Source organism: Mucilaginibacter sp. (assembly GCF_965201005.1).
Lineage (GTDB): Bacteria > Bacteroidota > Bacteroidia > Sphingobacteriales > Sphingobacteriaceae > Mucilaginibacter_A.
In genome coordinates this window covers 2,898,792-2,923,581 of sequence record NZ_OZ241747.1, presented here as the reverse complement: position 1 = coordinate 2,923,581, position 24,790 = coordinate 2,898,792, and the positions used below count along the sequence as shown (strand labels likewise).

The following is a 24,790-nucleotide window of genomic DNA, read 5'->3' as shown; positions in this document are numbered from 1 at the left end:
AAAAATTGGCAAGTGCAATGTTTCTTTAAAGATAAAAAATACTGATTTTAAGTTGATAAAAGAAGCATGCGCCCATTGTTCGTTTTATTGTTTCAGCACTACCGGCCAGCCGTTTTTATACTCGATTCGGTTGATGCACATAACCCTTCCTTTTTCCGGATAGCTTCTTTCGATTGCGTGATAGGCGATCCATTTTTTGCCTTTTTCATCCTGAAATATCGAGTTGTGGCCAGGCGCCAAATAAACGCTGTCTTTTTCCAAAATGACACTGTTGAGTGAATGGTTTGCTTCGCCCAAACGTTCAAACGGCCCTAAAGGATTGTTTGCCCTTGCAACCATAACCGCATAATTGGCATTGATGCCGCAGCAGTTATCCCCGGAATAATACAAATAGTAAGTGCCTTTATCGTAATCAACCCAGGAACCTTCAATTAAATGGCTGTAGGTTTTGTCTTTGCCGGGATAAACTACTGCTTTACCAATATTGCCAGGTTTAAATCCAGACCAATTATCCGTCATTTCCTGGACTTTTAAAGGCTGAAAATCAGAACCCCAATACAAATAATGCCTGCCGGTTTTCGGATCAATAAAACCTTTTGGGTCAATGTCCCGAAAGCCGCTTCCGCAAAGCAGCGGTCCGCCTTTATCTGTAAAAGGGCCAAGCGGATTATCGGCATAAGCAACACCTAAACATTTGCCCGTCAGTTCATTAGGGTCAGCAGAAAAAAACAGGACGAACTTATTCAGCTTTGTATCAAAAAATACATCAGGTGCCCAAAAACTTTGTGTGTTTGATGCCCATTTAGGTTTCTGCGGCAAAGCATCGCCCTCGTATTGCCAATGCTGATGATCTGAAGAGGAAGCGACCTGAATATTGACCATTTTGCCATTTTCACGGCTTTGTGTGGCATAAGCATAATATTTGTTGCCTGCTTTAATAACTGTCGGATCAGCAAAATTACGGTCTAACACCACATTTATCCCGGAACTTGCAACAGCCGCTGATCTTATTGGCCGATATAAATTCCGGCAGTTTATATTGATCAACAATGCCGCTATTAGCAAAAAGCAGTGCCGCTGATGGTTACCAAACCGTTTTTTGTTCATTACCAGCCTGTTTAAAATTTCTTCAATCTGTTTTAGATGCTTCTTTTATCACCTAAAAAATGGTGGCTTTTTTATTTAAAATTGATGTGGGCACTAAATTTTATAGAGTAAAAGAAGCATTGAATTTTTTTGGATCTAAATTTAAAACAGACTCTCAGGAAATTTTATTTAGTTCTGTTGGTCAGGCTTTTGATCAGTTCGGTTTCGTCAGCTTTGTACGGCGTGCCATCTTTATGAAAAATATCATGGAACCACAATTTCGGTTCGCTGCCGTCCGGCATTGGCGTGTCCCAGGCGTAAATGGTATTGGTTTTGCCCGATACAAACCCCCAGTTGATCGCGCCTACATCTTCTTTTTTCAACATTGGTAAAACGGTGCCAAACAAACTGTTGCGCGGGCGTGCCATGTATTCTGTGCAGATGAGCGGACGGCCCAGCATTTTCAAAAACTGCACGGTTTTTAAGTGATCCGGCTCGGGCGCATAATCATGGTAAGTAATAATGTCCGAATTGGCAACCTGATAAGCGTTCAGGGCTTCAAAAGACCAGTTCCACATACCTGCACTGATCGGCTGTGTTATATTTACTTCCCTGGCCCATTCAAAAGTATGCTTTAACAAAGGCATTGATTTGTTGCCTTTGTCGGAATTGCCCGGTTCGTTGTACAAGTCCCAAAGCAAGATACGTTTATCATTTCCGAAACGCCGCAGCACATCTTTCACATATTTTTCTAAAACAGGAAAATTGGCAGGGTTTTCTGAAGCAGGCTGACCGGGGTCCTGCATCCAGCCCGAATTGTGTATCCCCGGCTTAGGTTCGGGCTGCTTTCCTGTTTTCGGCACTTTGTTCCAGCAGTCATCAAAAAACACAAACATCGTTTGTATGCCATGTTTGCTGGAAATGGCCAGGTATCGGTCCATCCGTTTTTTAAAACCTTGGGGGTCTTCCTGCCAAGCCAGATGATGTAAAAATACACGCATTACATTCATACCGATGCCTTGCGCATAACCCAGTTCTGTATCAATGGTTTTAGGGTCAAAAGTATCGGCCTGCCACATTTCCAATTGGTTGATGGCCGTGCTCGGTATAAAATCGCTTCCCACCAGCCATTGGTGCTGCGCATACCAGGTTTTGGCCTTCTGTACAGTCCAAACCGCTCTTGTTGTTTTTTTCTGTGCCGAAAGCTGCAAGCTCATCAGCATGAACATAGCCGCAGCTATTACTTTTAGTTTAATTTTAATTTGCATGTATTTTAGGTGTAGTTTATTGATTGATCCTGTTTATTAAATGTCCTTTTATCATCCATACTTCGTTGCGGTTGCCGTAAGCATTGGTTGATGTTAATGCGATAATTGTATCGTCGTTTAAAACGCACAACGAATTCCACAAACTTTGTTTATCAAGCGGAATGTTGAAAGGCAGGTTTGTATTGATGAAATTCTCTCCATCGGAATTTCCTATTGCAACCTGCATACAGGATAAATCCCATTTATTGATCCGGTTTAAAGTACTTTGGTAAGACAAAATAGTTTCGCCGCTGTGCAATTGCCGCAGATAAGGCGCACCGGCGTAAACGCTGTCCGGCAGTCGGGGCGAAAGGGCAAAAGTCCTGTTCCTGTCGTCCGGGCCTACCGGTTTTTGCCAGTTTTGGCTGATGCTGTTTCGGACAACAGAAGGTTTAAATTGTCCGTCGGCATTATCCTCTATGGGAAATAAAATTTCATTAGTTCCTTTTAATCGGATAGGAACCGGCATTCCGTCCCGGTGGTTTGGCCGGAAAGAAGCGATTTCCGGTTTTTTTGTCCAGGTCAATCCATTGTCGTTTGATCTCAATAAAGATATATTCTGCTCGTTTGAATCTATGTAAACCCCTTCATTTGAAAAAAACAACTGTATTTGGCCCGAAGGAAGCTGGATTTGCGATGGTTCCCAGCAACCGTTGTCAAACTGATAATCTGCCTGGTAAAGCAACCGCTCGTCTGTCCAGGTTTTGCCCTCATCGTAACTTTTTTTGGTACAGATGGCAAACCGCTTGGTCGTGTCCCAATTGCCATTGATTTTGTACGGGCGCGGATTATAAGAAACTAACAAAGAACGGTCTTTTAACGCTAAAACTTCCGGGACAGACATGCTGATGCCGGGAACGGCCGCAGCAATCGTGACGGGTAATGACCAGGTTTTGCCCAGATCGGCACTTTTAACGCATTCTGTATTGCCTTTCCTTTCGTAAACACAAATCAGTTTGCCATTGATCAATTGAACCATCCGGGCATAACCTGCATTTCCGTCTTCCTGCAAAGGCGCAACTTTTTTCAGGGTTGATTGATCCCAAACAATTGCTTTTGCCGGAGCAACAGTTGTTTCATCAAGTTTTTTTGAAACCTGGCCCAACAACAAATCAGGCAACGATGCAACATAAACAAATCCGGTCAAAATATACTTCATTCAGAACTTAATTTAATTCGGCCCGGAAATTACAATGCTTCTTTTAGGCATATAAATTGGGTGGTTTTTATGGCGATAAAAGAAGCATGGAAATGCAGATGAACCCAAAATATACTTCATTTAAAACCAGATTGTTTCACACCTTAAAACCCCGATGCTTCTTTTAGCCACATAATTTTGTCGGATTTTATATCGATAAAAGAAGTATCAGAATTGATAAACAACATTTAAACGTTTGCCAGTGCCCAACCTATTTTTTGGAAAACTTATCTTCCAGTAATTTCATAAAATAACCGCCAACCACACTTCGTGCCTGAAAACCAACCATTTTGCCGGTTGTGGTTTCGTGCCAGTCGCTAATCGGCACACGCGAGGTAGTTTCGGTAGCGTATTTATAAATCGGGTTTACCAAAGCGTTAAAATCTTTCCTATTATCGGTGAGCGATGCTGTCCACAAAATCCAGTCAGATTTGGTATAGCTTTTTCTGCTATCTAAAGGCAAACCATATTCATTTTGCTTGGTCAGATAAAATTTAATTTCTTTGTCATAAACCGATTTCGGGAAAAGTTTCAAGCCCAAAACTTTGTCCCAAACCATATTATATTTTTGGCTCCAGGTGTTTTTATCGTTAAAAGTGAGTGCGTAATGGTTGCCTGCATCGGCAAGCTGCATCCATTTGCCCACCATTTCTTTGGCACTGTTCCTGTATTTTTCGGCTGTTGCTTTATCGCCTAATTGTTCGGCAAGCCTGGCGTAGCAGCCAATCCCAACAATTGCTTTGACCGAAAGATTAGCATTTCGGGCCAAATGTCCGGCAAAATCGTCCGTACATAATTGGTTTGCGGGGTCAAAGCCTTCCTTGTTCAGGTACTCTGCCCAGGTTGTTAAGGTTTTCCAATGTTTTTTGGCGTAATCGGCATTGCCTTCAGCTTTGGCTATTGCAGCGGTCAGGATCAGCATATTCCCGGATTCTTCAACCGGCATACCTTCACCATAAGTTTGCCCTTTGGCCAGAGGGTAAGTGCCCAAATCGTGTGCTGCATAAGGCCTGGTATTTTTTCCGCTTTCGCTGAAATAAAATATACCGTTCATCATCCCTTCCATTAATTTAGGATTATAAAGGAGATATAACGGGGCCGACGGATAAGTTACATCAACCGTATTAATGAATCCGCCACTAAAGTTTTCCTTCGATAAAAACAGTATCTCGCCTTGCGGACTTTTAACTAATTTATGTGCCGAGATACTTTGGCGATAACCTAAAATACAAAGCCTGGCATAATCTTCGCCTCCTGCTGCCACTGCGGCGTTTTGCATACTTTGGTTAAAATCCATACATCTTTTCAAGATCGATTTATAATCCTTTGCTGCTGCGCCCAGTTCGCCTTCAATAGTTTTTCCGGAACCGAGTTTCCACCAGGGTTTTAAATTTTGCCCGAAATACTGGATCGGATACAAATCATCGTAACCCAGCATCAAAAATTGTTCTTTAGGTGTGCTGCTTACTTTTCCCAAAGGAATAATCGTATTTAACACCAAATGCTTTCCTTCTTTTACACTTGCTGAAGTTGGTTTTTGCAAAAAGTTGTTTAAAGCATCCGCAGAACTGCTTACATATTGGCTGCTGCCGTAAGTTGAAGGTACAGCAACATACATATAACCCCAGTCAATCCGCACGTCATCACCTTTTTTCTGCAATACCGGCTGCTCAACCGTTCCAGCCTTTAATATGGCCAAATTGTTGGAAGTATATTTTTGCGTGGTTACCGGTTGCGATGGGACATTCACCGCAATATCTGTAGAAGCACCAAAGTAAACCTGCACGTTGTGTGCCTTGCCATCATTTGCTTTAACTTTGTATGAAATATAAGAAATAGGGCGTGATAGCAAATTCAAATCATTCAACAATAATGGTGAAGTAAATGTCAGCGTAAGATCGATTTTACCAGCGGTGAAATTGTAGATGGTTTGCGTAGCGTTCATATCTACCTTAGTTTGATCGGCCACTAAAATTGTTGCTTTTTGTGTTGATACCGGTTCTGTAACCAAACCAGCATCCAAATGAGATCCGCCGGCAGTATTTGCACAATGAATGGCCAGTACATTTTTACCAGCTTTTAAGTCTTTTTTTACGGCGTCATTAATTTCAATATATTCAAATTTGTGTATCCAGCCTGTTTTATTATAGATTTTTTCGCCGTTCAGGTAAACTTCTACATTATCATCGTGGCTGATTTTTAGGTACAACTTGTTGAAATTAAGTTGTTTTAAGTCGAAAACCCTTCTCACCCAAATATCCTTTGTTCTCCAGGAAGTTTTGTCGGCACTGTTATCACCAAAAGGGGCTATTCCATTTTTCCAGTCGGCATCGTTAAACTGAACATTTTCCCATCCGTTGGCAGGCTGGGTTTCGGTGTATTTGGCTTGATAGTTTTCTTCGTCGGAAGTTGGGATCAGGGTTTTATAGCTTTTATCTTCGTCGCCCATAAAACGGTAAGCTGTTCCATCTACTTTTATAAAACCGGTCAAAGACTGGCTGGTGCCCGTCCAATGTTTTGTTTCCGAACCGGTCAGTTTATCTGTTGTAGACCAAATGCTAAAATAAGTATCATGGCTGATGAGCGGATAAGCCGGTGCCCGGAAACTTTGGGCAGTAACTGCCAGATATTGCATTCCGGTCAGAACGAGAAGAAGGAATAGTTTTTTCATTTTCATACTGTTTTTGTGATGCTTCTTTTACCAGGTAAAAATTGGTATTGAATTCTATTATCTATAAGCGATGAACCCTAAAACCATCATCATGATTTTTATAGTGTAAAAGAAGTATGCTGGTTTAAGTTTATACTTGCTTGTTGATCATATTTAGTCGATTACCGGGAAAGCGGAAATCCGTAACCGTGCACCGCCCATCGGCACTAAAGTAAGTTGCGTAGTGGGCTGCACACTTTTTACCGGGCTTTGCGGCAACACACCGCACAAACCATATTGGTCAACCGTCCATGCGGGTATTTCTTTTCCTTTTATTTTGAGTTCAATCGGCGCATTGGCATTGGTGAAAGGGTTGTTGTCCTGAGGCCATTTTCTATGGATGATTTCAATGGATTTTTCCGGATGCTGTTCATCGATCAGCAAACCATAATTCCAGGCAGAAGCGGGATGGATTTCATACGATGGCCATTTCTCCGGGTCGGCGGTTGGCTGCCATCCCGAATCGCCGATAGCGGTTGCCTTACTGTTTTTAGGGGTATAATTTTCGGCAATTTTTAAAGAGTAAGTTAACGGGCCGTAGTTTACACTGATACTGTTTTTGTTTTTTGTCCACTTTTGCACCTGCAGTTCCATCGGTAATTGCAAGGTAATCTGATCGCCGTTTTTCCAGCTGTTTTCTAAGCGGATGTAACTTCCAACGTTAGAATCTATTTTTACCAAACGATTGTTCACTTTAACCGAAGCGTTTTTGCACCAGCTCGGTACGCGCAAATAAAGCGGAAAACGAACAGGTTTTTTTGTGTTGATGGTAAAGCTGATCTGATCTGCAAAAGGATAATGTGTGGTTTCTGTTAAGCTGACCGCTGTGCCGTTGGCAACTTTTGCATTTACCTTTCCTTCCGTATAAAGTGCCGCAACCAAACCGTTGTCTGGTGAAGCCATCCAATTGTTTTCGGCAAAATAAACCCAGCCTGCTGCATGGTTGTGCTGGCAGCAGCGGCTGCTAAAAGGGTTCATCATTAAAAAAGGACCTTCATTGGCAATGCCGGGGTGATGGTTTTTGCTATCGCTGATGACCATATTTGGTGCAGTTAAATAACGCAGCGACCGATAATCAGGCATAAACGCAGCCGAAAAAGTATTGAAAGCTACGTTTTCACAATTTTCTGCCCACATTGGGTCGCCGGTATCGCGCAGCAGTATTTCATCCGAAGTCATTTGCTCCACCATGCCGCAGGTTTCTACTGCCTGCCGCGGATCATCATAACCTTTACGCGCGTTTTCATCCGAACCGAACATGCCGCCCGGAACCTGACCGTAAATATCCCGCACCAGCTTAAAATCATGATAGGTGGCGTTCAAATCTTTCTGATCGTGACTTTGCAGGTAAAAAGTGGCCGGTTCCCTAAAACACTCCGCAATGTTTACGTTGTGCCAGTTGGGCAGATTGTCTTTTTGTCGCCAGTTGGCTGTATTTCTGTCTATTTTGGCAGCCAGATCAAGCAAAAACGAATCACCGGTACGGTTGTAAAGCCAATAAACACTAAGCATGTTATCGCCGCCACGGCTATTTTCCCAGTAATCCTCTAAAAACTCATTGTCAGGAACAGCGAGTTCATATTTAAAATACTTCGTCATAAACGGGATTACCCGCGGATCTTCGGTAAACTCATAATAGGATTGCAGGCACCAAAGCATCGGCATGTTCGTCCATAAATCGCGGTTGCCTTTGCGGCGTACATCCGGGCCAAAATCACCATTGTCGCGCTGGTTGTTCAGTACGGCATCAATCCAAAACTTAGCGGCTTTTATCATTTTCGGATCGTTCAGCATATAGCCTATGTCTGCATAACCTTTCAGCCAGTAAGGCAACTCTTCCCAGCCGTATTTGCCTTTTCCGTCTTTAGTTAGCCAGGCATTGTCTGTTTTAGATAACCAAATGCTAATTTCACCCAGATTGCCGGTCAGGCCATCACGTTGCAGTTCCAAAGCTTTTTTCAACCAGCCGCCTGCTTTAATGCTGCCTACCGGAAGCTTGATAAAATGCTGCTTTTGTAATGGCGCACGGTTGTTTACATAATACGCGTTAGACTGCTGGTTATTTACTTCGGGTACCATTATTGCCGTAACCCGGGTTTGGGCAGACGCACAAAACACACTCAGACAAGCCAATGCAGCAGTGAAAAAAATTTGTTTATGAAGAAAAATAAAATTGTTTTTTACCTGCATATCAATATTATTTTACCAATGTCGGATCGTATAACCGGACATTAGATTTTTTTAACTCTTCAACAGGCATTTTTATTATCTTTCTGTCATAGGTCATAAAGCCGTTCACTTCACCTTCTACATCTGTTGTTTGTGTGTAAACAGCTGCAGATAAACCTAATCTGATCAATTCCAGCAACCTGTCTGTAAAGGAGTCATATCTTTTAAAAAGATCTTCCCCGTTTTTAAAATTCTGATAACCCCAGTTTTTATTTGATTGCCAGGTATGGTTCTCAACCGGCCATCCTAAACCGCCAAACTCGCCCAACACTACCGCTTTTGTTTTGCCGAAAATTTCGGCACGCGGCATCGCCGGTTGCGGATAATTGTGCAAATCGACGATATTCCCGGTATCATAAAAGTTTCCGCCGCTGGCACTGTTCACCAGTCTGGAAGGGTCTTTTTTCATCGTCCATTCGGTAATTTCAACTGTTTTAAATTGTCCCCAAGCCTCGTTAAAAGGAGTCCAGACGATAATACAGGGATGATTATACAAAGCATTGATAATGGCGTTCCATTCTTTACGGTAATATTTTTCAGATTCGGGGCTGCGGTCTTTATCAGTAGCACGATCGTAAACGCCCGGGCGGTTTTCCCAGTGATTGCCCAGATCGCCGCTTGGCATATCCTGCCAAAGCAACATACCGGTTTTATCGCAATAAGTATAATAACGGGCAGGTTCTACTTTGATGTGTTTACGGATCATGTTAAAACCCATTGCCTTCAGTTTATCAATATCAAATTTCAATGCTTCTTCTGTTGGCGGGGTGTATAAGCCGTCCGGCCACCAGCCCTGATCGAGCGGGCCATACTCAAATACAAATTTATTGTTCAGCATCATCCGCTGCACGCCGTTGGCATCAGGGGCAAGGGAAATTTTGCGCATGGCGAAGTAGCTTTTTACTTCGTCTATGGTTTTATTGCTCCGGACAACAGCTACTTTCAAATCATATAAAAACGGACTGTCGCCAGACCATAGTTTCTGGTTTTGAATGTTCAACTCCGCTGTTCCGTTTACCTCTATTACCTTTTCATCAACCTTGTTCTGGCCATCCATGGCCGTAATCCGCAGTTTATCACCTGGCCGGGCATTTGCTACTTCAGCAGAAACAGACAAGGTTTGTTTGTCAATATCAGGGGTTTGTTTGGTTGCTTCTACATAAGTTTTGGCCACACCTTCCAGCCAAACGGTTTGCCAGATGCCAGTTACCGGCGTGTACCAAATGCCATTGGGTTTTTTGAGTTGCTTGCCGCGCGGCTGCGGGCCGTCATCTGTCGGGTCCCAAACCCGTACTTTGATTTCCTGTTTGGCACCGCTTTTTAAAAACGGCGTTATATCAAATGTGAAAGGATCATAACCGCCTTCATGCATACCCACACTTTTGCTGTTTACAAAAACCTCGGTTTGCCAGTCAACAGCCCCAAAATGCAGTAAAATTTCTTTGCCTTTTAAATTTTTATTGATGCTGATGGTGTTTTTGTACCATAATAAACTGTCCTTCCCAACTGTTTTGCCTACACCGGATAAAGCTGACTCTACGGCAAAAGGTACTAAAATTTGCCCTTCATATTTAGCAGGTTCATTTTGATTTTTTGGGATAATGGCATAACTCCAAAGGCCATTTAAGTTTTGCCAGTTGCCGCGTACCAATTGCGGCCGGGGATATTCTGGCAGCGGTGCTTTCGGATCTACTTTCCGGGCCCAGGGCGTGGTGATTTTGTCGGTCAATAAATGCCATTGCTGTTGCTGGGCGTTTACAGAAAAATACAAGAAAATCAGAAATATTAAAGGGGATTTTTTTTTCATCAGAAGTTTGTAATACAGTTAACACACTTTTAAATTTTATTAAACAGCAGCAATCAAGGTTGCTTAATGCTGTAAACTCAAATCTATATGCTTCTTTTAGCACCTAAAAATCGTCAAGCCGATCGTAATTGTTAAAGTCGTGTTTAAATAGTGATCAGGTTTTTTTATATACTGTTTTTATCACCTAAAAATTAGTGTTTTTAAATCTCTCACCTCAATAAATAAGGAAGCAAAATTTACAAGCATAAAAGAAGCATTATAAGCTTGTTAAAAATATAAACCGGATACGATCAATCGTTCAGCACAATTTTTATGGGATAAAAGAAGCATTGATGATTGTTCAACCCGTTGGTAATCATTTAGCAAATTAAGATTATCTGAAAGATTGCAGATGGATAACGATAACCTGTAAAAAAGGGGCCAGCCTGTTAAAGATTGGCCCCTGGCAATAAGGTTTTTAGTAACTGATTTTTTGTACAGGGGAAAATATCATGTCTTCTACACCTGCTATCCTGATGCCTACACGCGCATAAACATAATTTTGGGTTACCGTAAATTTAGGAATGGCAACGCTTAAATTTACATTAGTTGGGTCGGTAATTGCCGTTCCGGCCAGATCTGCTTCTGCGGCATGGTCTGCTGCTGATGTAAATTGGGTTTTGTTCACAAAAAGACTTACCGTTTGTATGTTTTTGGCCGTAGCATCGGTAATAACTTTTTCTATGCTGAACTTAGCCGTTACATTACCCGCAGAAGCTGCCAGCTGTGCATTTCGGATCATATAATAAGGGGTAACTTCAATATTAACAGTTTGATCGCCACTAAGATTAATCGCTATACTGTCCCTGCCACCGGAAGGAAGTTCTTTCCATTGAAAAGGGCCCTGACCACCTGGTATCGTAAATTTATAATTGCCGTTAAAAGTCAGTACAGAGTAAGTCCCGTCCTGATCAAAAGTTCCGGATATAGGCGTGTTTCCTTTAAAGCCTGATTGGAAAATTTGAAAAGGGACCTGGTTGTATTCAACATTAACCGGAGTGCCTTTGTACATTAATTGCCCTTTTAAAGTAACCGACGGCGGACTAAAATTATCCAATTTACATGCTGTACTCAACAGCATAAGGGAAAGTATGAGGGTATGATGAAATTTGATTTTCATAATTTCTAATTAAAATATTATAAATTATTGGTTAGGTTGTCTGATAATTTTAGGGTTGGCAGAAATAATCCCGTCATTAATTTGAGAATAATAATTACCAAGCCTGAAATTAAGTACACCTGTTACGTTTGATGGCAGAACTTCTCTAAAAACCCATTTGCCATCATTTGCCCCGCCCGGGTTATAGTATTTGTAAGGATACAAACCCCAGGGCTGTGTATTTCTTTTTGTGGCAGAACCGATGTTACTGGTCAAATCTGCCAATGATTCTGTGTTACCGTCCCAAACTTGTGTGGCTATTCTCCAGCGTTTCATATCAAATAAAATATGTCCTTCAAAAGAAAGCTCTGCACGGCGCTCATGCACAATCCGGTCAAAATAATTTGCTGTGGTCAAAACTAAAGGTATGGTTAAACCAGCCCTTGCACGTACCTGATTGATGTAGGTTGATGCAGTTGCAAAATCACCCAATTCTGCAGAAGCCTCGGCAGCATTTAACAGCACTTCGCCATAACGATAACGGATGAAGTTGACATCACTGCCACGCCCTCTGCGGCCTGAACCTGTTGCCGGGTCTAAGTATTTACGGATGTAAAAACCGGTTTGGGTTCTAAGCGGTTCGCCGGTAGGGGTAGGGCCGTCTTTTCCAACGACCTGCACCTGTGCAGAACCTCCGGGCAGGGTAGTTAAATGTGTTGCATCATCACTGCTGATGATGTTTCCATTCGGAAGGAGATAACCACCCCAAATATCAATAAAGGCTGTTTTCCAAAAAAAGTGAGGCAACATTACGGTGCCTGCCAGCCTGGCGTCCCTGCCTGCAAAAGGGTCTTGCTGGTCGGTATAATAAATTTGATTCCCGGAAGCATCTTTTGTGGGTATCGGGGCAAAAGTATTGTCCAGTTTTTCAAAAGATTCAACTAAATTTAAGGAAGGGTCTAAACGGCCGGCATCTGTAGCTTCATCTGAAACAGAATATGGCTGATCACTCGTTGTAAACCCATGGGTTTTACCTGCCAGTGCTTTAAAATCTTCTACCCAAATCGATTCCTGGTTAACAGAACTTTTATCTAAAAAAACCGCTGCAAAATTGTCAGACAGGTTTGGAAGCACCTGGTACAGTTTATAGCCTCCGGCAGTGCCGGAAATAATAGCTTTTGCTGCTGTTAAAGCCTTGGTATAATAACCTGCTGCCATACTTGCCGGGATACCAACCTCGCCGCCCGGAAGTGAAACCTGCGGGGTTTTGGCACCATACTTGGCAATAGAGCCTGCGTATAAGGCTGCCCGTGCTTCCATGGCCAGGGCTGCTGCCTGTGTTGCCCTTGATTTTTCGGACGGATCGGAAGGTAAAGAGCCTTTGATGGCCTCGGCTTCACTGATTATAAAATCATATACATCAGATTCTTTTGCCCGTGGGGTAAGTAAACTGCTTACAGAACCGCCGTTATCATAAGTCAAGGTTTTGGTGATCAGCGGGACACCGCCCATCCTTTTAACCAGTTCAAAATAATAATTGGCACGTAAAAAACGCCCTTCTGCCAGAAAGCGGGTTTTATCAGCAGGAAGCAACTTGGTTGAAGCAGTTACATTGTCGATAAAAATATTCATATCGCGTATGTAACCATAATCCCATATTGCCCATGAACCGTAATTCCAAGTACGATTCTGAACTATATCATAAGAGCCGTTATCAGAAGGAAATGATTCCCCAAAATCTGCAAAAGTTCGCCAGCCATCATCCAGGCTGGAAAAATCAACCTGCCTGTTGTAAAGATCACCTATAGCTGACAATACTAACGCCGGGTCCGAAAATGCTATGTCTGTAGTGATAACCGATTTTGGTGGTACATTTAAAAAATCACTGTCTTTTTTGCATGATCCTATACTTAAAAGTGTAGAAACAATGCCTATTGCTAATATCTTTTTCATCAAATATTTGAATAAAATTTTTTTAGAAGGTTAAATTAACCCCAAAGTTATAAACCCTGTTTTGCGGTGTCTGCAATCCGTTATTGTCACTAATTTCCGGGTCTATCCCGTATTCATGCAGATTATCAATCGAAAACAAGTTATAAACGTTGGCATAAAACCTGGCTCTTTTTACTTTAACCTTGCTTAATAATGCAGCAGGCAACGAATAACCTAATTCAATTGTCCTTGCCCTGATATATTTAACATTATGTACCCAGAAGGAGGAGTTGGCATTATAATCGTAATGGTTGCCCCCTACGTTATTTCTGTTTACCGGATATTTACCTTCAACCCAGCCACTGTTTAAATTATAAGGGTCATTTAGATGCCAGCTATCCTGGAAAATGGTGTTCAGGTTACCGTTGTTCTGGAAAGCCCATCTTGCCTCATAGTTTTGTTCCCAGGAATAACCGGACCCACCGGAAAAGTCGGCATGAAAATCAAAGCCTTTATAAGCAGCCCCAAAAGTAAGCCCTAAGTTAAGGTTTGGCTGAGCATTGGTACCATAACCAATAGGACGCTGGTCGTTTCCGTCTATTTTCCCATCTCCATTCTGGTCTTTATAAATTAAATCGCCTGGTAAAACTGAACTGTTGCCCTTACCGTCTTCATTAACTTTATATCCATTGATTTGGTCAACTGAGGTAAATTGACCGATAACCTGATAGCCCCAGTTGATATTAGCCAATCGGTTCACCCCGGAATTGCGATATTGATCTAAAGAATTGCCAAAAGGTGCTGTTATATTGATATTGGTATAATGACGGCTATAAGAAACGTTTCCGCCTACATTATAAGTTAAAGCCCCTACTTTGTTATTGTAAGCCAGCGAAATTTCACCGCCGCGCTGCGAATCACTGTTTTCATTAATACCCGGCAGGCTATATCCTGTTTCCTGCGGTAAAACTACGCTGAAGTTTGTGCCAACCAAACCAGTACGAGACCTGTTAAAATAATCGATACTACCGTTTAAGTGGCTGCCAAACATACTGAAATCAGCACCAACATCCAGTATTTTATTCCTTAACCAGCTCACTGTACTAATCGGAACACCTTTGTTTTGGGAGGTAGAAACTGCATTGCCATCCAGGATAGCAATATTGCCGGCAGCACCTGTATTATAATTATAGCCGGGAAGGTAAGCGTAAGTACCAACAATTGGTGGGATATTTCCATAAACATCTCTTGGAGCATTCGGATCAGGGTTTCTGTCATCCCCTAACACACCGTATGATCCCCTGAATTTTAAGTCCGTAAGTATGCCTTTATCACCCAGCAGGTTCTTCATAAAACCTTCCTGAGTAATCCTCCATCCGATGGACACACCCGGAAAATAACCTACGCGATGCGCAGGGTCAAACAGATAGGATGCATCCCTTCTGCCTGATGCTTCCAAATAATATTTATTATCGTAATTGTAGTTTAAACGAGCAACATAACCAATACGTGCTTCAGAATCATCATTGTCCTGATAGGTATCCACAGTTGGTAAATAGATCAAAGGTAAATTATTTGATATCGGGCTTGCATGAAGCCAGTTCCTTAAATGCTGTAAGTGGATACGTTCTGCAACAAAGGTTCCGCCAACCGTACTTTTACCAAAAGAATTATTGTAATTTAACTGAAACTGAGTAGTGATATTCAATTCTTTACGTTGTTCACGCTCTCTCCAGGGATTGGTAACCGAGTGTGTAATGTCATAATTCTTTGTGCCTTGGTTATAAGTGTAAGCATTATAAGTGTACTCGTGGTTGTTTAACAGTTCATCGGCGATATAATAAGAATAGTTATATTTTGCAACCAGTCCTTTTATTTTCGGGATTTCGTACTCAACACCAAAATTTGCCTGCAATACCCGCCAGTCCTGATGATACACACCTGCAATTTTTTTATTCAGGAACGCATAGTTAGCTTCCGTATGCGGGCCGTTGTCCCTTAAATAATCCGGGTTATCGTTTGCATAAGGCCTGTCTAAAGGTGTATTTTCCAAAATACCCAGCCTTGCCAAAAAATAATCATCACCTCCGGGCACGCCCGGGTTTTCACGGGTTTCCACCCGTCCGTTAATGTTCATGTTAACGGTCAGTCCGGATGCTACTTTGGCCCGCACATTGGATTGAATATTCGTACGGCGGTAATTATATTCAGAACCGGCTTCGTCATTTTGATATAAGGTAGTTCCGGCCACATAATAATTAACCCGGTCGGTTCCGCCTGTAATATCGCCATGGAACGAATTTAACGGGGCACCTTTATTGGCCAAAACAAAAGGTTTCCAGTTAAAACTCTGATAGCCAACCTGTGTGCCTTGTTTATATTTATCCAACTCGGCGGGTGTTATCGCTGTACTGCCGTTGGTAACCACCTGGGCTGCTGCCAGGGCTTTCATATAATCATAAGAGTTGGTTAGCACGTTGGGGAAACGGTCCCAATACTGAAAGCCCAGATAAGAATCCACATTGATCCTGCTTTCGCCGGAACCTCTTTTGGTGGTTACAACCACCACACCGTTTCCTGCACGCACACCATATATCGCTGCAGATGCATCCTTTAAAACGGTAATGCTTTCCACATCGTTTGGCGCAAGATTGTTAAACTGGCCTTCGTCTTGCTGAACACCATCAATAACATAAAGCGGTGTGCCCATATTACGGATCTGGATGCTGGCAGATGCACCGGGGCGTCCTTCTGCCTGCCTGAAAGTTACGCCGGGCAGCTTACCGGCCAGGCCGGTACTAACTGTAGAACCGCCGTGTACTCGGTCAATATCCTTGCTGGTCACACTCGAAATGGCACCTGTAATGGATTCCCGTTTCTGCGTGCCGTAACCTGTAACCACCACTTCCTGCAAAGTAGAATTTGTGGCTTGTAATTTTACATTGATAGTGCTTTTGCCGCTTACAGGGATTTCCTGGCCGCTAAAACCAAGGTAACTGAACACCAATATTCTGTTAGCATCGGTTAAGGTGATTTTAAATTTACCCTGAACATCGGTAGAAGTACCGGTATTGGTGTTCTTGACCCTAACCCCAACGCCAACTAATAACTGCCCTTTGTCGTCTGTTACTGTTCCGCTTACTGTTTGCTTGGTTTGGGCAAATAACGAAGCCGGGCTAAATAAGCAGACCAGGATGGAAAGGAAAGCTAAAGTTCCGCTAAGCCCTTTTCGGATGGGTTTCCATTTCAGGAAGGGCCTGCCTTCCTGTTTAAGAAGTAAAACTTTTTTCATAAATGATAAATAATTGGTTAAGTAGTATTCTATAAATGTTAAGTTAACACTTCTAAAATATTCTGTAAAGAAATAAGGTTTTTATGCAGATGATTAGCTAAATGCTATCAATTGTTAGTTAAAATGTATCATTTTCATTACAGATAATTTAACTATTGGATATATTTGTGCTGCAAACCACTTTGAAACCTACACGATTATATAGTTTATTACTGTTTTTATCTGTTAAATTTTGCCTTGGGCAGCCTTATTATTTTAAGCATTACCAGGTAGAAAACGGATTGTCCAACAACACGGTTTATGCCTGCGTTCAGGATAAACAGGGCTTTTTGTGGTTTGGCACCAAGGATGGTTTAAACCGGTTTGACGGCTATACTTTTAAAACTTTCCGGCACGATAACGGCAACAAAAAAAGCATCGGCAATAATTTTATCCAAACACTTTATCTCGACAAAAAGGGTATTTTATGGATTGGCACTGCAGCAGGTATTTACAATTACAACGCCCAGGACGAGAGTTTTATACCAATAAAAACAGCATCGGCCAATGAGGTAAGGTGTATTGTAAATGATAAATACGGCAACTGCTGGTTTGTGGGCAACAATACTGTTTTTAGCTACCAAAAAATCAGCGGCAAGTTGATCAGTTATAAACCTTTTCAACGGTTTGACGCAACCAGTATCACCATTGGCAACACAGGGGAAATCTGGGTTTCATCAACCGGAGGAACGCTGGAAAAGCTGAACCCTGAAACGAAAACCTTTACCTCTGTTAATGTTTTTGCACATTCAAAAAAGGTTTCTTCCGATTATATCGAGAAAATCTACAGCACATCAGATCAAAAAATCTTTATCGGAACTTCTGCACAAGGCTTTAAGATTTTTGATATAAAAACAGGCACTTATCAGGATGTGCTCACTTACAACAAAAACAAAACAGAAATATTTGTCAGGGATTTTTTAAAGGTCAATGATCATGAATATTGGATTGCCACAGAATCCGGCATTTTTATCTACAACACTCAAAACGGCACCTTTAGCAACTTAAACAAGCAGTACAACGATCCGTATTCCTTGTCTGACAATGCCGTTTACACGCTTTTTAAAGATGCAGAAGACGGTATTTGGGCAGGCACATATTTTGGCGGCTTAAATTATTATCCGAAACAGTATTCTGCCTTTAATAAATTCTATCCGCGGACAGACAAGAACGCGCTGATGGGGAACGTGGTGCGCGAAATCTGCAAAGACCAGTACGGCAATTTGTGGGTTGGTACGGAAGACAACGGCCTCAATAAATTAAGTGCCGACCAGAAAACCTGGACGCACTACAATCCGGGCGGTAAAAACAGCTTGTCAAACAGCAACATCCAGGGTTTGCTGGCCGATGGCGAAAACCTGTTTGTGGGGACGTTTGATCGTGGTTTGGATATCATGAACATTGCTTCCGGCAAAATTATACGTCGTTTTTTCGCCGGTCCGCAGCCCAACGAACTGAAAAGCAATTTTGTGGTGTGTTTTCTTAAAACCAAAACAGGTTTGATTTTGGTCGGCACTTCCAGAGGGCTGTACAGCTATCAGCCCAAAACCGGCAGTTTTAACGTAACCGAAAACCTGTTGGCCAATAATTTTATCTCTTCGCTTACGGAAGATCATCAGGGCAATGTTTGGATTGGTACGATGCATGATGGCGTGCATTCCTTCAACCTGAAAACAAAGCAAGACACCAAAAAATATGCGATAAAAGAAGCATTGAAAAATACCACCATAAACGATGTGTTTGAAGACAGCCGGCACCAGCTTTGGTTTGCCACAGAAGGTTCGGGTTTGTGGCTTTATGATCCGCAGAAAAATATTTGTCGCCGGTTTGACACCAGCAGCGGTTTGCCCGGAAATTTTGTTTTCAGGATAGAAGAAGACGATCATAAAAACCTGTGGATCAGCACAACACGCGGTTTGGTAAGCCTGAGCCTGGCCGACCATAACCTGAAAATTTATACCAAAGCCAGCGGTTTACTGAGTGATCAGTTTAATTACAACTCGTCTTTTAAAGATGCAGACGGAACAATGTATTTCGGCTGCGTAAAAGGCATGGTCGGTTTCAACCCTGACACTTTTCGCCCGAACAATTTTGAAGCACCTGTTTACATCACCGGTTTGCAGGTTTTTAACAAGGAAATTATGGTTAACCATAGTCCGTTGTTAAGCAAATCCATCCTTTACACGCATCAAATCAACCTGAAACATGATCAGTCATCTTTTAGTTTGGATTTTGCCGCACTGGATTTTTCTTCGCCGGAAATGACACAGTACAAGTACAAAATGCAGGGTTTGGACAACCGCTGGACGTACCTGAAAACCAACCGGAAAATATATTTTACGCAGCTTTCGCCCGGCCATTATACATTTATAGTAAATGCCGCAGGCAATAACGGCCGCTGGAACGACCGCGAAGCCCGGCTGGAAATTGAAATTTCGCCACCTTTTTGGGCGAGTGTTTATGCTTATTTAGTGTATGTGATGCTTCTTTTACTGGCATTTTTTTATGCAGTGAGACGCTATCACCGGAGAACGCGTGAAAAAAACAACCGCCTGATCGAACTGCTGGAAAACGACAAGGAAAAGCAGATATACAATGCCAAAATCGAGTTTTTTACCAATGTGGCACACGAAATACGCACGCCTTTAACGCTGATCAAAGGGCCGATGGAAAAAGTGATCCGCCGCTCGGAACTGGTGCCCGACATCCAGAACAACCTGAAAATTATGGAAAGAAACACCAACCGGCTGCTTGATCTGACCAACCAGTTGCTGGATTTCCGGAAAACAGAAACCAATACGTTCAACCTCAACTTCGTTAAACAAAACATCAATGAGTTGCTGGAAGATGTTTTCATCAGCTTTAAACCAATCACCGAGCAAAGAAACCTGGATTATTCTTTAAAATATCCAACAGAAACCCTTTTTGCTTACATTGATACTGAGGCTGTTAACAAAATTTTGAGCAATTTATTCAACAACGCCATTAAATATGCCGATACAATGGTTGAGATAGAACTGCTGGCCTTCACTTCGGATAGTTGTACTTTTTCTGTTGAAATCAGGAACGATGGGCACATTATACCACCGGAAATGAGCGGAAAAATATTTGAGCCGTTTTTTAGGTTGAAGGAAACCGAAAAACATGTTGGCACCGGTATCGGCCTGTCGCTTTCGCGCTCGCTTGCCGAATTGCACAAAGGTTTTTTAGCTTTGAAAAAGCCGGACAGGAAGATGAACACCTTTATTTTAACGCTGCCCATTCATCAGGAAAAAGAATTTGACCTGTATCCCAACGAAGATGAAACGATCAATTTATCAAACCGGACAACCCTAAATGCCCCGACCATGAAACAAACAATTTTATTAGTGGATGACAATCCCGAAATACTGGATTTTATTGCAGATGGTTTGACCGAAAAATATACCGTAAAAAAAGCACAGAGCGGGGCCGAAGCGTTAAAGGTTTTGGAAACGGAAAACCCGGACCTGATCATCAGCGATGTGATGATGCCCGGCATTGACGGCTTTGAATTGTGCCGGAAAATAAAAACCGGATTTGACCATAGCCATGTACCAATAATTTTGCTGACCGCTAAAAACACCATGCAAAACAAAATTGAAGGTTTGGAAGTGGGTGCCGATGCCTATGTTGAAAAACCGTTTTCACCGGAATTTCTGGAAGTTCAGATAGCTAACCTACTGATGAACAGAAGTAAAGTCAAAGAGTATTTTGCCAATTCGCCGCTGGTACATATCAAAAGTATGGCCCATTCGCAATCCGACGAAGAATTTTTAGAAACAATGAATGCCGTTATTTACAAAAACATCCAGAACCCGGATATGGATGTGGAGCTGGTGGCCAACCTGCTGAACATGAGCAAGCCAACATTGTACCGAAAAATCAAAGCAATTTCCAGCCTGACCATCAATGAACTGATCAACATCAGCCGGTTAAAAGTGGCCGCAAAACTGCTGGAAGAAGGCCATTATAAAATTTATGAAGTTGCCGATATGGTTGGTTACAGTTCGCAATCGCACCTGGGAAGGAACTTTTTAAAACAGTTTGGTGCCACGCCAACAGAATATCAGCAAAGTAAAAAGAAGGTAATGTAGGTGCAATGAATCAATCTTTTCAACCCAAAAATCATTAAGGCAAAATTTATGGCATAAAAGAAGCATTGTAAATTTGTCAACAGGGATTTAAACATGCACCAATACTTTTATTTTAGTCCGGATTATAAAAAAGATGTTGTTTGGATATTCAAAAACTGTTGTAAATTCAAGGCGTCATTTTAATCAAAAAAACATGAAAAAATTATTCAGTTTATTAATGCTGGTTGCTTTCTTGAGCACAGCCACATTTGCACAAACAACATCACCGCGCAGCACGGGTACAATGCACACAACTACCCAAAACACTAAAAAAGGTGTTGGCATGAAAAAAGACGGCACGCCGGACAAACGCTACAAAATGAACAAGGCAGAAAAACCAGCCCAAGCCGGCCCGATGAAAAAAGACGGCACGCCAGACAAACGCTACAAAGCCAACAAAACGGCTTCCCCAAAAATGTAAGGGTTACTGTTGAATTTTTAAAGCCGGAAAGTATATTTCCGGCTTTTTTGGTTTCAACAGGATTTGGATAAACTAAAAACCGGTCAGGCTGTTGTCAACCCAAATCTTTCAGCATGAAAAAATTATTGACGATACTGTTTTTACTGCCCTTTTTTTGGGCTTATGCACAACCGGAAACGTTCTCAACAAAAAAAGGCAACCTCGAAATTACACCGGTTTTCCATGCAGCTTTGGTGATGCAATGGAACGGCATTACGGTTTATGCTGACACGTATGGCGGTGCAGAACGTTATAAAAACATGAAAATGCCGGATTTGATAGTAATTACCCACGAACATGGCGACCACCTGGACGAAGCAACTTTAGCCGGGTTAGACCTCACAAAAACTGAACTGATCGCGCCTCAAAAAGTAATAGATCAGCTAAAAAATAAAACTTTTGCCAAAATTACGGTTTTGCCAAACGGCCAGAATTATACTTATAAAAATATTAAAATAGAAGCAATAGGGGCATACAACATCCCCGAAGAAACTGCGCGCCACAAAAAAGGTGTAGGCAATGGTTATGTGTTGACTTTTGGCGGAAAGCGTGTTTACCTTTCGGGTGATACGGACGGCACGCCGGATATGCGTTCGCTCAAAAATATTGATGTGGCCTTTGTGTGCATGAACCCGCCCTATACCATGGATGTTGTGCCTGCTGCCGATGCCGTTCTGGCTTTTAAACCGGCCGTGGTTTACCCGTACCATTACCGCCAGCCGGGCAATAAGTTTAGCGATATCGAGCTGTTTAAAAAACTGGTGAACGACCGAAACCCGAAAATAGATGTACGTTTGCGCAACTGGTACACCGCAGCACAATAAAAAAGGCTTGTATTGGTTATCAGTTTGAACAAAAAACTCAATACATGAAAATCCGGGCTTCCATACAAAAAAGCATACTTCTTTTATCGGTTATTTTTTTACTTGCAGATTCTGTATGGGCGCAAAACAAGCAAACGCAAAAACTGGACGCATCGGTAAAAGTGATACAGGAATTTGGCAAACTGCGCGAAACCATCCCGCAGCAACTGCTGCAAAAAACGGAAGGGATCATCATTATCCCGGGCTTGATCAACGCCGGATTTGGGATCGGCGGCAAGCGCGGAAAAGGTATCGCCATGGTTAAAAATGAAAACGGAACCTGGAGTAACCCGGTTTTTCTGACCATGACGGGCGGCAGCCTGGGTTTCCAGATCGGCATACAATCGGTTGATCTGGTGCTGGTTTTCCTTAATAAATCTTCGCTTCAGGACATTGGTAAAAGCAGTTTTACACTGGGCGGCGATATTTCTGTAGCTGCCGGTCCGGTTGGCCGCACTTCTTCTGCCGGCACGGATTACAAGTTAGAATCCGAAGTTTATTCGTATTCGCGCAGCAAAGGACTTTTTGCAGGTATCAGTTTAAGCGGTTCTGCGCTGGATGTTGACCAAAATGCCAATGATAGTTTTTATGGTGATACGGATGATGCCGCAACCATATTTGCCAATAAAAAACCATCTGCAGATCCTGCGGTTAAAACGTTGAAACAAACGCTAAACGGTTTGTACCGGAAATAACTTCCGCAGAAAACCCAAATTTATACCGATAAAAACAGCATCATGAACGAAACACCAGAAAATACACCTCAAACCAACGCCAGCCAAACCAGTGAAAACCAAACCACTGCGAGCCAAACCAGTGCCAATACCGAGTTTGACATCAACACCATTTTGATCAGGGAATTAGGGATCAACAGTGCTAAAGTGGAAATGATTTTCCGGATGCAGGTAGAACTTCTGGCTTTGCTGCAGGACAAAAATACAGAAGAAGTTTTGGGCGAAAAAAACGAACGCGTTAAAGAACTGGCTTTGGAATTTTACATTGCCAACAGCCGGAAAATGTGATGTTAGGCCGTATTTAAGCAGCTACGGCGTTTCATCTTTTAACGCAGAAAGCGCATAAGCCTGTTTGATAATGTCTGCCTGATTACTCAACACAAAAGCTTTTAGCGGAACGCATTGGGTATTTTTAGCGGCATTGATTTCACGGATTATAACATTATGATCTTTAAGCATTTGCAGCAGATACGCATGATCCAGCAAACTTAGCTTTGCAACCCTTAAAGCAACTAAATTTTTCCCGGCTTGGTCGGCAGGTTTTGCCGGTAAAACTATAGTGTATTCATCAGATAAAGTATTTAAACGAGTGCTTAACTGCGTATAAAGCTGTTCGTTTTGGCTGGCTAAATCGGTCACTTTTTTATTGGTGCTTTTTGTTTCTATCAGTTTTGCGGCCTGCACCTGGCTTGTAAAAAACACAGAAAGGTCAGTTGCCAGATGTGCATCTGCCGTGTCCAATTGTTTTTTGGCAGAAGTTTGTGTTGCCGATGAACTTTTTTGCTGATTGTTGCTGCAGGAAACCTGGCTCAGCATTACACCAAAAAACAGGAGGTAAAAACAGTATTTCATTTTAAAATTCAGGTTAATTTAAAAGTTGATAAACCGGTTCATCTGTTCATCAGTAAATTTAATGGTATCAGCTTCGGTTAAATTTCCATTTGCATCCAATTCTTTTCGGATAAAAGGAATATGCAATTTTAACGAAAAAACGTGCATGTTCATATAATTGCAAACGCCCGTAAAATGATCTACACCGCGGATATTGCCGTATTTGCCGGAAGAAATGCCTACCAAAGCCGCTTTTTTATCATAAAAACTTTCCGGGAAATCGCAGGCATCCACAAAAACTTTCAAGGCACCAGGGAAGCTTCCGTTGTATTCCGGGATGATGAAAATAAATTTATCAGAGTTGTTAATTTGCTTCAAGACCGGCTCAAAACCAATGCTTCTTTTACCGTATAAATCTGAGTTTAAAAAATTGTCAGGCAAATCCTCTAAAGAAACAAGCACAGTTTCAACGCCTTTTTCGGTCAGTTTTTGTTGGTAATAGCGTGCTAATTTTAGTGTGCTGCTGCCCGGCCTGTTGGTGCCGGCAATGATGGAAAGCATAATAGTTTTAGTTAAAAATGATTGATAAAAGAAGCATCAGCAAAAAAACAAACTATACAATTTGCAAATTATCCCGCATCGGCATCATCAGAAACATCTGCAGCAGGATAAGTTTTCACTTCGCCGGTATTCAGTTTTACCTCAATATCATCATCCTTTTTTTGCTGGGCTTTGTTTACCACGCCTTCGCCATCTTTGGTAATCACTTTTTCGCCTTTTTCGTAAACGCGGTTTGTCATAATAATAGGTTTTTTGTTTGCAAGCTTAACATTATTCGGGCTGATTTGATTTGAAATAATCAGCATAAAAAAAATTGCCGGATACGATTTTGTTAAAAAAACGTTATCGTAATAATTATCATTGCAGCCAAAAAATGCTGCTTTGATTGTGGATATCAGGATGGATATGTGGAAATCTGGTTGAACACTAATTGCAAAATTGTAGGTATC

General features: G+C 42.0%; 17 protein-coding genes. 5 read left to right on the top strand and 12 right to left on the bottom strand.

Going from position 1 to position 24,790, the window contains the following annotated elements; translation table 11 throughout:
- Positions 1-84: 84 nt before the first annotated feature.
- From ACOFKR_RS13430 to ACOFKR_RS13390, 9 genes are all read right to left on the bottom strand, one after another.
- Positions 85-1,107: a glycoside hydrolase family 43 protein gene (locus ACOFKR_RS13430; protein ID WP_419801316.1), complete on the bottom strand. Its 1,023-nt coding sequence runs from the start codon at positions 1,105-1,107 to the stop codon at positions 85-87.
- Between the two features lie 164 nt (positions 1,108-1,271).
- The gene (locus tag ACOFKR_RS13425; RefSeq protein WP_419801315.1) at positions 1,272-2,354 is read right to left on the bottom strand and encodes a cellulase family glycosylhydrolase; all 1,083 of its coding nucleotides are present in this window, start codon (positions 2,352-2,354) and stop codon (positions 1,272-1,274) included.
- Between the two features lie 16 nt (positions 2,355-2,370).
- Positions 2,371-3,552 carry a sialidase family protein gene (locus ACOFKR_RS13420; RefSeq protein ID WP_419801314.1) on the bottom strand — a complete coding sequence of 394 codons (1,182 nt, stop codon included), beginning with the start codon at positions 3,550-3,552 and terminating at the stop codon, positions 2,371-2,373.
- Positions 3,553-3,802: 250 nt separating this feature from the next.
- Positions 3,803-6,262: a glutaminase domain-containing protein gene (locus ACOFKR_RS13415; RefSeq protein WP_419801313.1), complete on the bottom strand. Its 2,460-nt coding sequence runs from the start codon at positions 6,260-6,262 to the stop codon at positions 3,803-3,805.
- Positions 6,263-6,415: 153 nt separating this feature from the next.
- A complete protein-coding gene (locus ACOFKR_RS13410) occupies positions 6,416-8,380 on the bottom strand; it encodes a beta-L-arabinofuranosidase domain-containing protein (protein WP_419801312.1) in 1,965 nt (654 codons plus the stop codon).
- Positions 8,381-8,498: 118 nt separating this feature from the next.
- Positions 8,499-10,337, bottom strand: a complete 1,839-nt coding sequence (locus ACOFKR_RS13405) for a glycoside hydrolase family 2 protein (RefSeq protein WP_419801311.1) — start codon at positions 10,335-10,337, stop codon at positions 8,499-8,501.
- A 457-nt stretch (positions 10,338-10,794) separates the two neighbouring features.
- Complete coding sequence (locus tag ACOFKR_RS13400; protein WP_419801310.1) at positions 10,795-11,496, bottom strand: DUF3823 domain-containing protein; 702 nt, start codon at positions 11,494-11,496, stop codon at positions 10,795-10,797.
- Positions 11,497-11,520: 24 nt separating this feature from the next.
- Positions 11,521-13,428: a RagB/SusD family nutrient uptake outer membrane protein gene (locus ACOFKR_RS13395; RefSeq protein WP_419801309.1), complete on the bottom strand. Its 1,908-nt coding sequence runs from the start codon at positions 13,426-13,428 to the stop codon at positions 11,521-11,523.
- 22 nt (positions 13,429-13,450) lie between these two features.
- Positions 13,451-16,699, bottom strand: a complete 3,249-nt coding sequence (locus ACOFKR_RS13390; protein ID WP_419801308.1) for a SusC/RagA family TonB-linked outer membrane protein — start codon at positions 16,697-16,699, stop codon at positions 13,451-13,453.
- Between the two features lie 155 nt (positions 16,700-16,854).
- On the opposite strand from ACOFKR_RS13390, the gene ACOFKR_RS13385 reads away from it, so the two are divergent.
- The 5 genes from ACOFKR_RS13385 to ACOFKR_RS13365 all read left to right on the top strand — a co-directional run bounded on the left by ACOFKR_RS13385 (position 16,855) and on the right by ACOFKR_RS13365 (position 23,237).
- Positions 16,855-20,853, top strand: coding sequence for a two-component regulator propeller domain-containing protein (locus tag ACOFKR_RS13385; protein ID WP_419801307.1), 3,999 nt, complete (start codon positions 16,855-16,857; stop codon positions 20,851-20,853).
- Between the two features lie 193 nt (positions 20,854-21,046).
- Complete coding sequence (locus ACOFKR_RS13380; protein ID WP_419801306.1) at positions 21,047-21,313, top strand: hypothetical protein; 267 nt, start codon at positions 21,047-21,049, stop codon at positions 21,311-21,313.
- A gap of 113 nt (positions 21,314-21,426) precedes the next feature.
- Positions 21,427-22,176, top strand: coding sequence for an MBL fold metallo-hydrolase (locus tag ACOFKR_RS13375; RefSeq protein ID WP_419801305.1), 750 nt, complete (start codon positions 21,427-21,429; stop codon positions 22,174-22,176).
- Positions 22,177-22,220: 44 nt separating this feature from the next.
- Positions 22,221-22,910, top strand: a complete 690-nt coding sequence (locus ACOFKR_RS13370; protein ID WP_419801304.1) for a lipid-binding SYLF domain-containing protein — start codon at positions 22,221-22,223, stop codon at positions 22,908-22,910.
- Positions 22,911-22,952: 42 nt separating this feature from the next.
- Positions 22,953-23,237: a hypothetical protein gene (locus tag ACOFKR_RS13365; RefSeq protein ID WP_419801303.1), complete on the top strand. Its 285-nt coding sequence runs from the start codon at positions 22,953-22,955 to the stop codon at positions 23,235-23,237.
- Between the two features lie 21 nt (positions 23,238-23,258).
- Here ACOFKR_RS13365 and ACOFKR_RS13360 read toward each other — a convergent pair whose 3' ends face one another.
- The 3 genes from ACOFKR_RS13360 to ACOFKR_RS13350 form a co-directional block, all read right to left on the bottom strand.
- Entirely contained in the window at positions 23,259-23,801 is a 543-nt protein-coding gene (locus tag ACOFKR_RS13360) for a DUF4142 domain-containing protein (RefSeq protein ID WP_419801302.1), read from the bottom strand.
- Between the two features lie 18 nt (positions 23,802-23,819).
- Positions 23,820-24,341 carry an NADPH-dependent FMN reductase gene (locus ACOFKR_RS13355; RefSeq protein WP_419801301.1) on the bottom strand — a complete coding sequence of 174 codons (522 nt, stop codon included), beginning with the start codon at positions 24,339-24,341 and terminating at the stop codon, positions 23,820-23,822.
- Positions 24,342-24,409: 68 nt separating this feature from the next.
- The gene (locus tag ACOFKR_RS13350) at positions 24,410-24,580 is read right to left on the bottom strand and encodes a hypothetical protein (protein WP_419801300.1); all 171 of its coding nucleotides are present in this window, start codon (positions 24,578-24,580) and stop codon (positions 24,410-24,412) included.
- Positions 24,581-24,790 lie beyond the last annotated feature (210 nt).

Bases quoted from the DNA above. Each gene is read 5' to 3' on its own strand.
- ACOFKR_RS13430 (WP_419801316.1), bottom strand. From the start codon at position 1,107: ATGAACAAAAAACGGTTTGGTAACCATCAGCGGCACTGCTTTTTGCTA.
- ACOFKR_RS13425 (WP_419801315.1), bottom strand. From the start codon at position 2,354: ATGCAAATTAAAATTAAACTAAAAGTAATAGCTGCGGCTATGTTCATG.
- ACOFKR_RS13420 (WP_419801314.1), bottom strand. From the start codon at position 3,552: ATGAAGTATATTTTGACCGGATTTGTTTATGTTGCATCGTTGCCTGAT.
- ACOFKR_RS13415 (WP_419801313.1), bottom strand. From the start codon at position 6,262: ATGAAAAAACTATTCCTTCTTCTCGTTCTGACCGGAATGCAATATCTG.
- ACOFKR_RS13410 (WP_419801312.1), bottom strand. From the start codon at position 8,380: ATGGTACCCGAAGTAAATAACCAGCAGTCTAACGCGTATTATGTAAAC.
- ACOFKR_RS13405 (WP_419801311.1), bottom strand. From the start codon at position 10,337: ATGAAAAAAAAATCCCCTTTAATATTTCTGATTTTCTTGTATTTTTCT.
- ACOFKR_RS13400 (WP_419801310.1), bottom strand. From the start codon at position 11,496: ATGAAAATCAAATTTCATCATACCCTCATACTTTCCCTTATGCTGTTG.
- ACOFKR_RS13395 (WP_419801309.1), bottom strand. From the start codon at position 13,428: ATGAAAAAGATATTAGCAATAGGCATTGTTTCTACACTTTTAAGTATA.
- ACOFKR_RS13390 (WP_419801308.1), bottom strand. From the start codon at position 16,699: ATGAAAAAAGTTTTACTTCTTAAACAGGAAGGCAGGCCCTTCCTGAAA.
- ACOFKR_RS13380 (WP_419801306.1), top strand. From the start codon at position 21,047: ATGAAAAAATTATTCAGTTTATTAATGCTGGTTGCTTTCTTGAGCACA.
- ACOFKR_RS13375 (WP_419801305.1), top strand. From the start codon at position 21,427: ATGAAAAAATTATTGACGATACTGTTTTTACTGCCCTTTTTTTGGGCT.
- ACOFKR_RS13370 (WP_419801304.1), top strand. From the start codon at position 22,221: ATGAAAATCCGGGCTTCCATACAAAAAAGCATACTTCTTTTATCGGTT.
- ACOFKR_RS13365 (WP_419801303.1), top strand. From the start codon at position 22,953: ATGAACGAAACACCAGAAAATACACCTCAAACCAACGCCAGCCAAACC.
- ACOFKR_RS13360 (WP_419801302.1), bottom strand. From the start codon at position 23,801: ATGAAATACTGTTTTTACCTCCTGTTTTTTGGTGTAATGCTGAGCCAG.
- ACOFKR_RS13355 (WP_419801301.1), bottom strand. From the start codon at position 24,341: ATGCTTTCCATCATTGCCGGCACCAACAGGCCGGGCAGCAGCACACTA.
- ACOFKR_RS13350 (WP_419801300.1), bottom strand. From the start codon at position 24,580: ATGACAAACCGCGTTTACGAAAAAGGCGAAAAAGTGATTACCAAAGAT.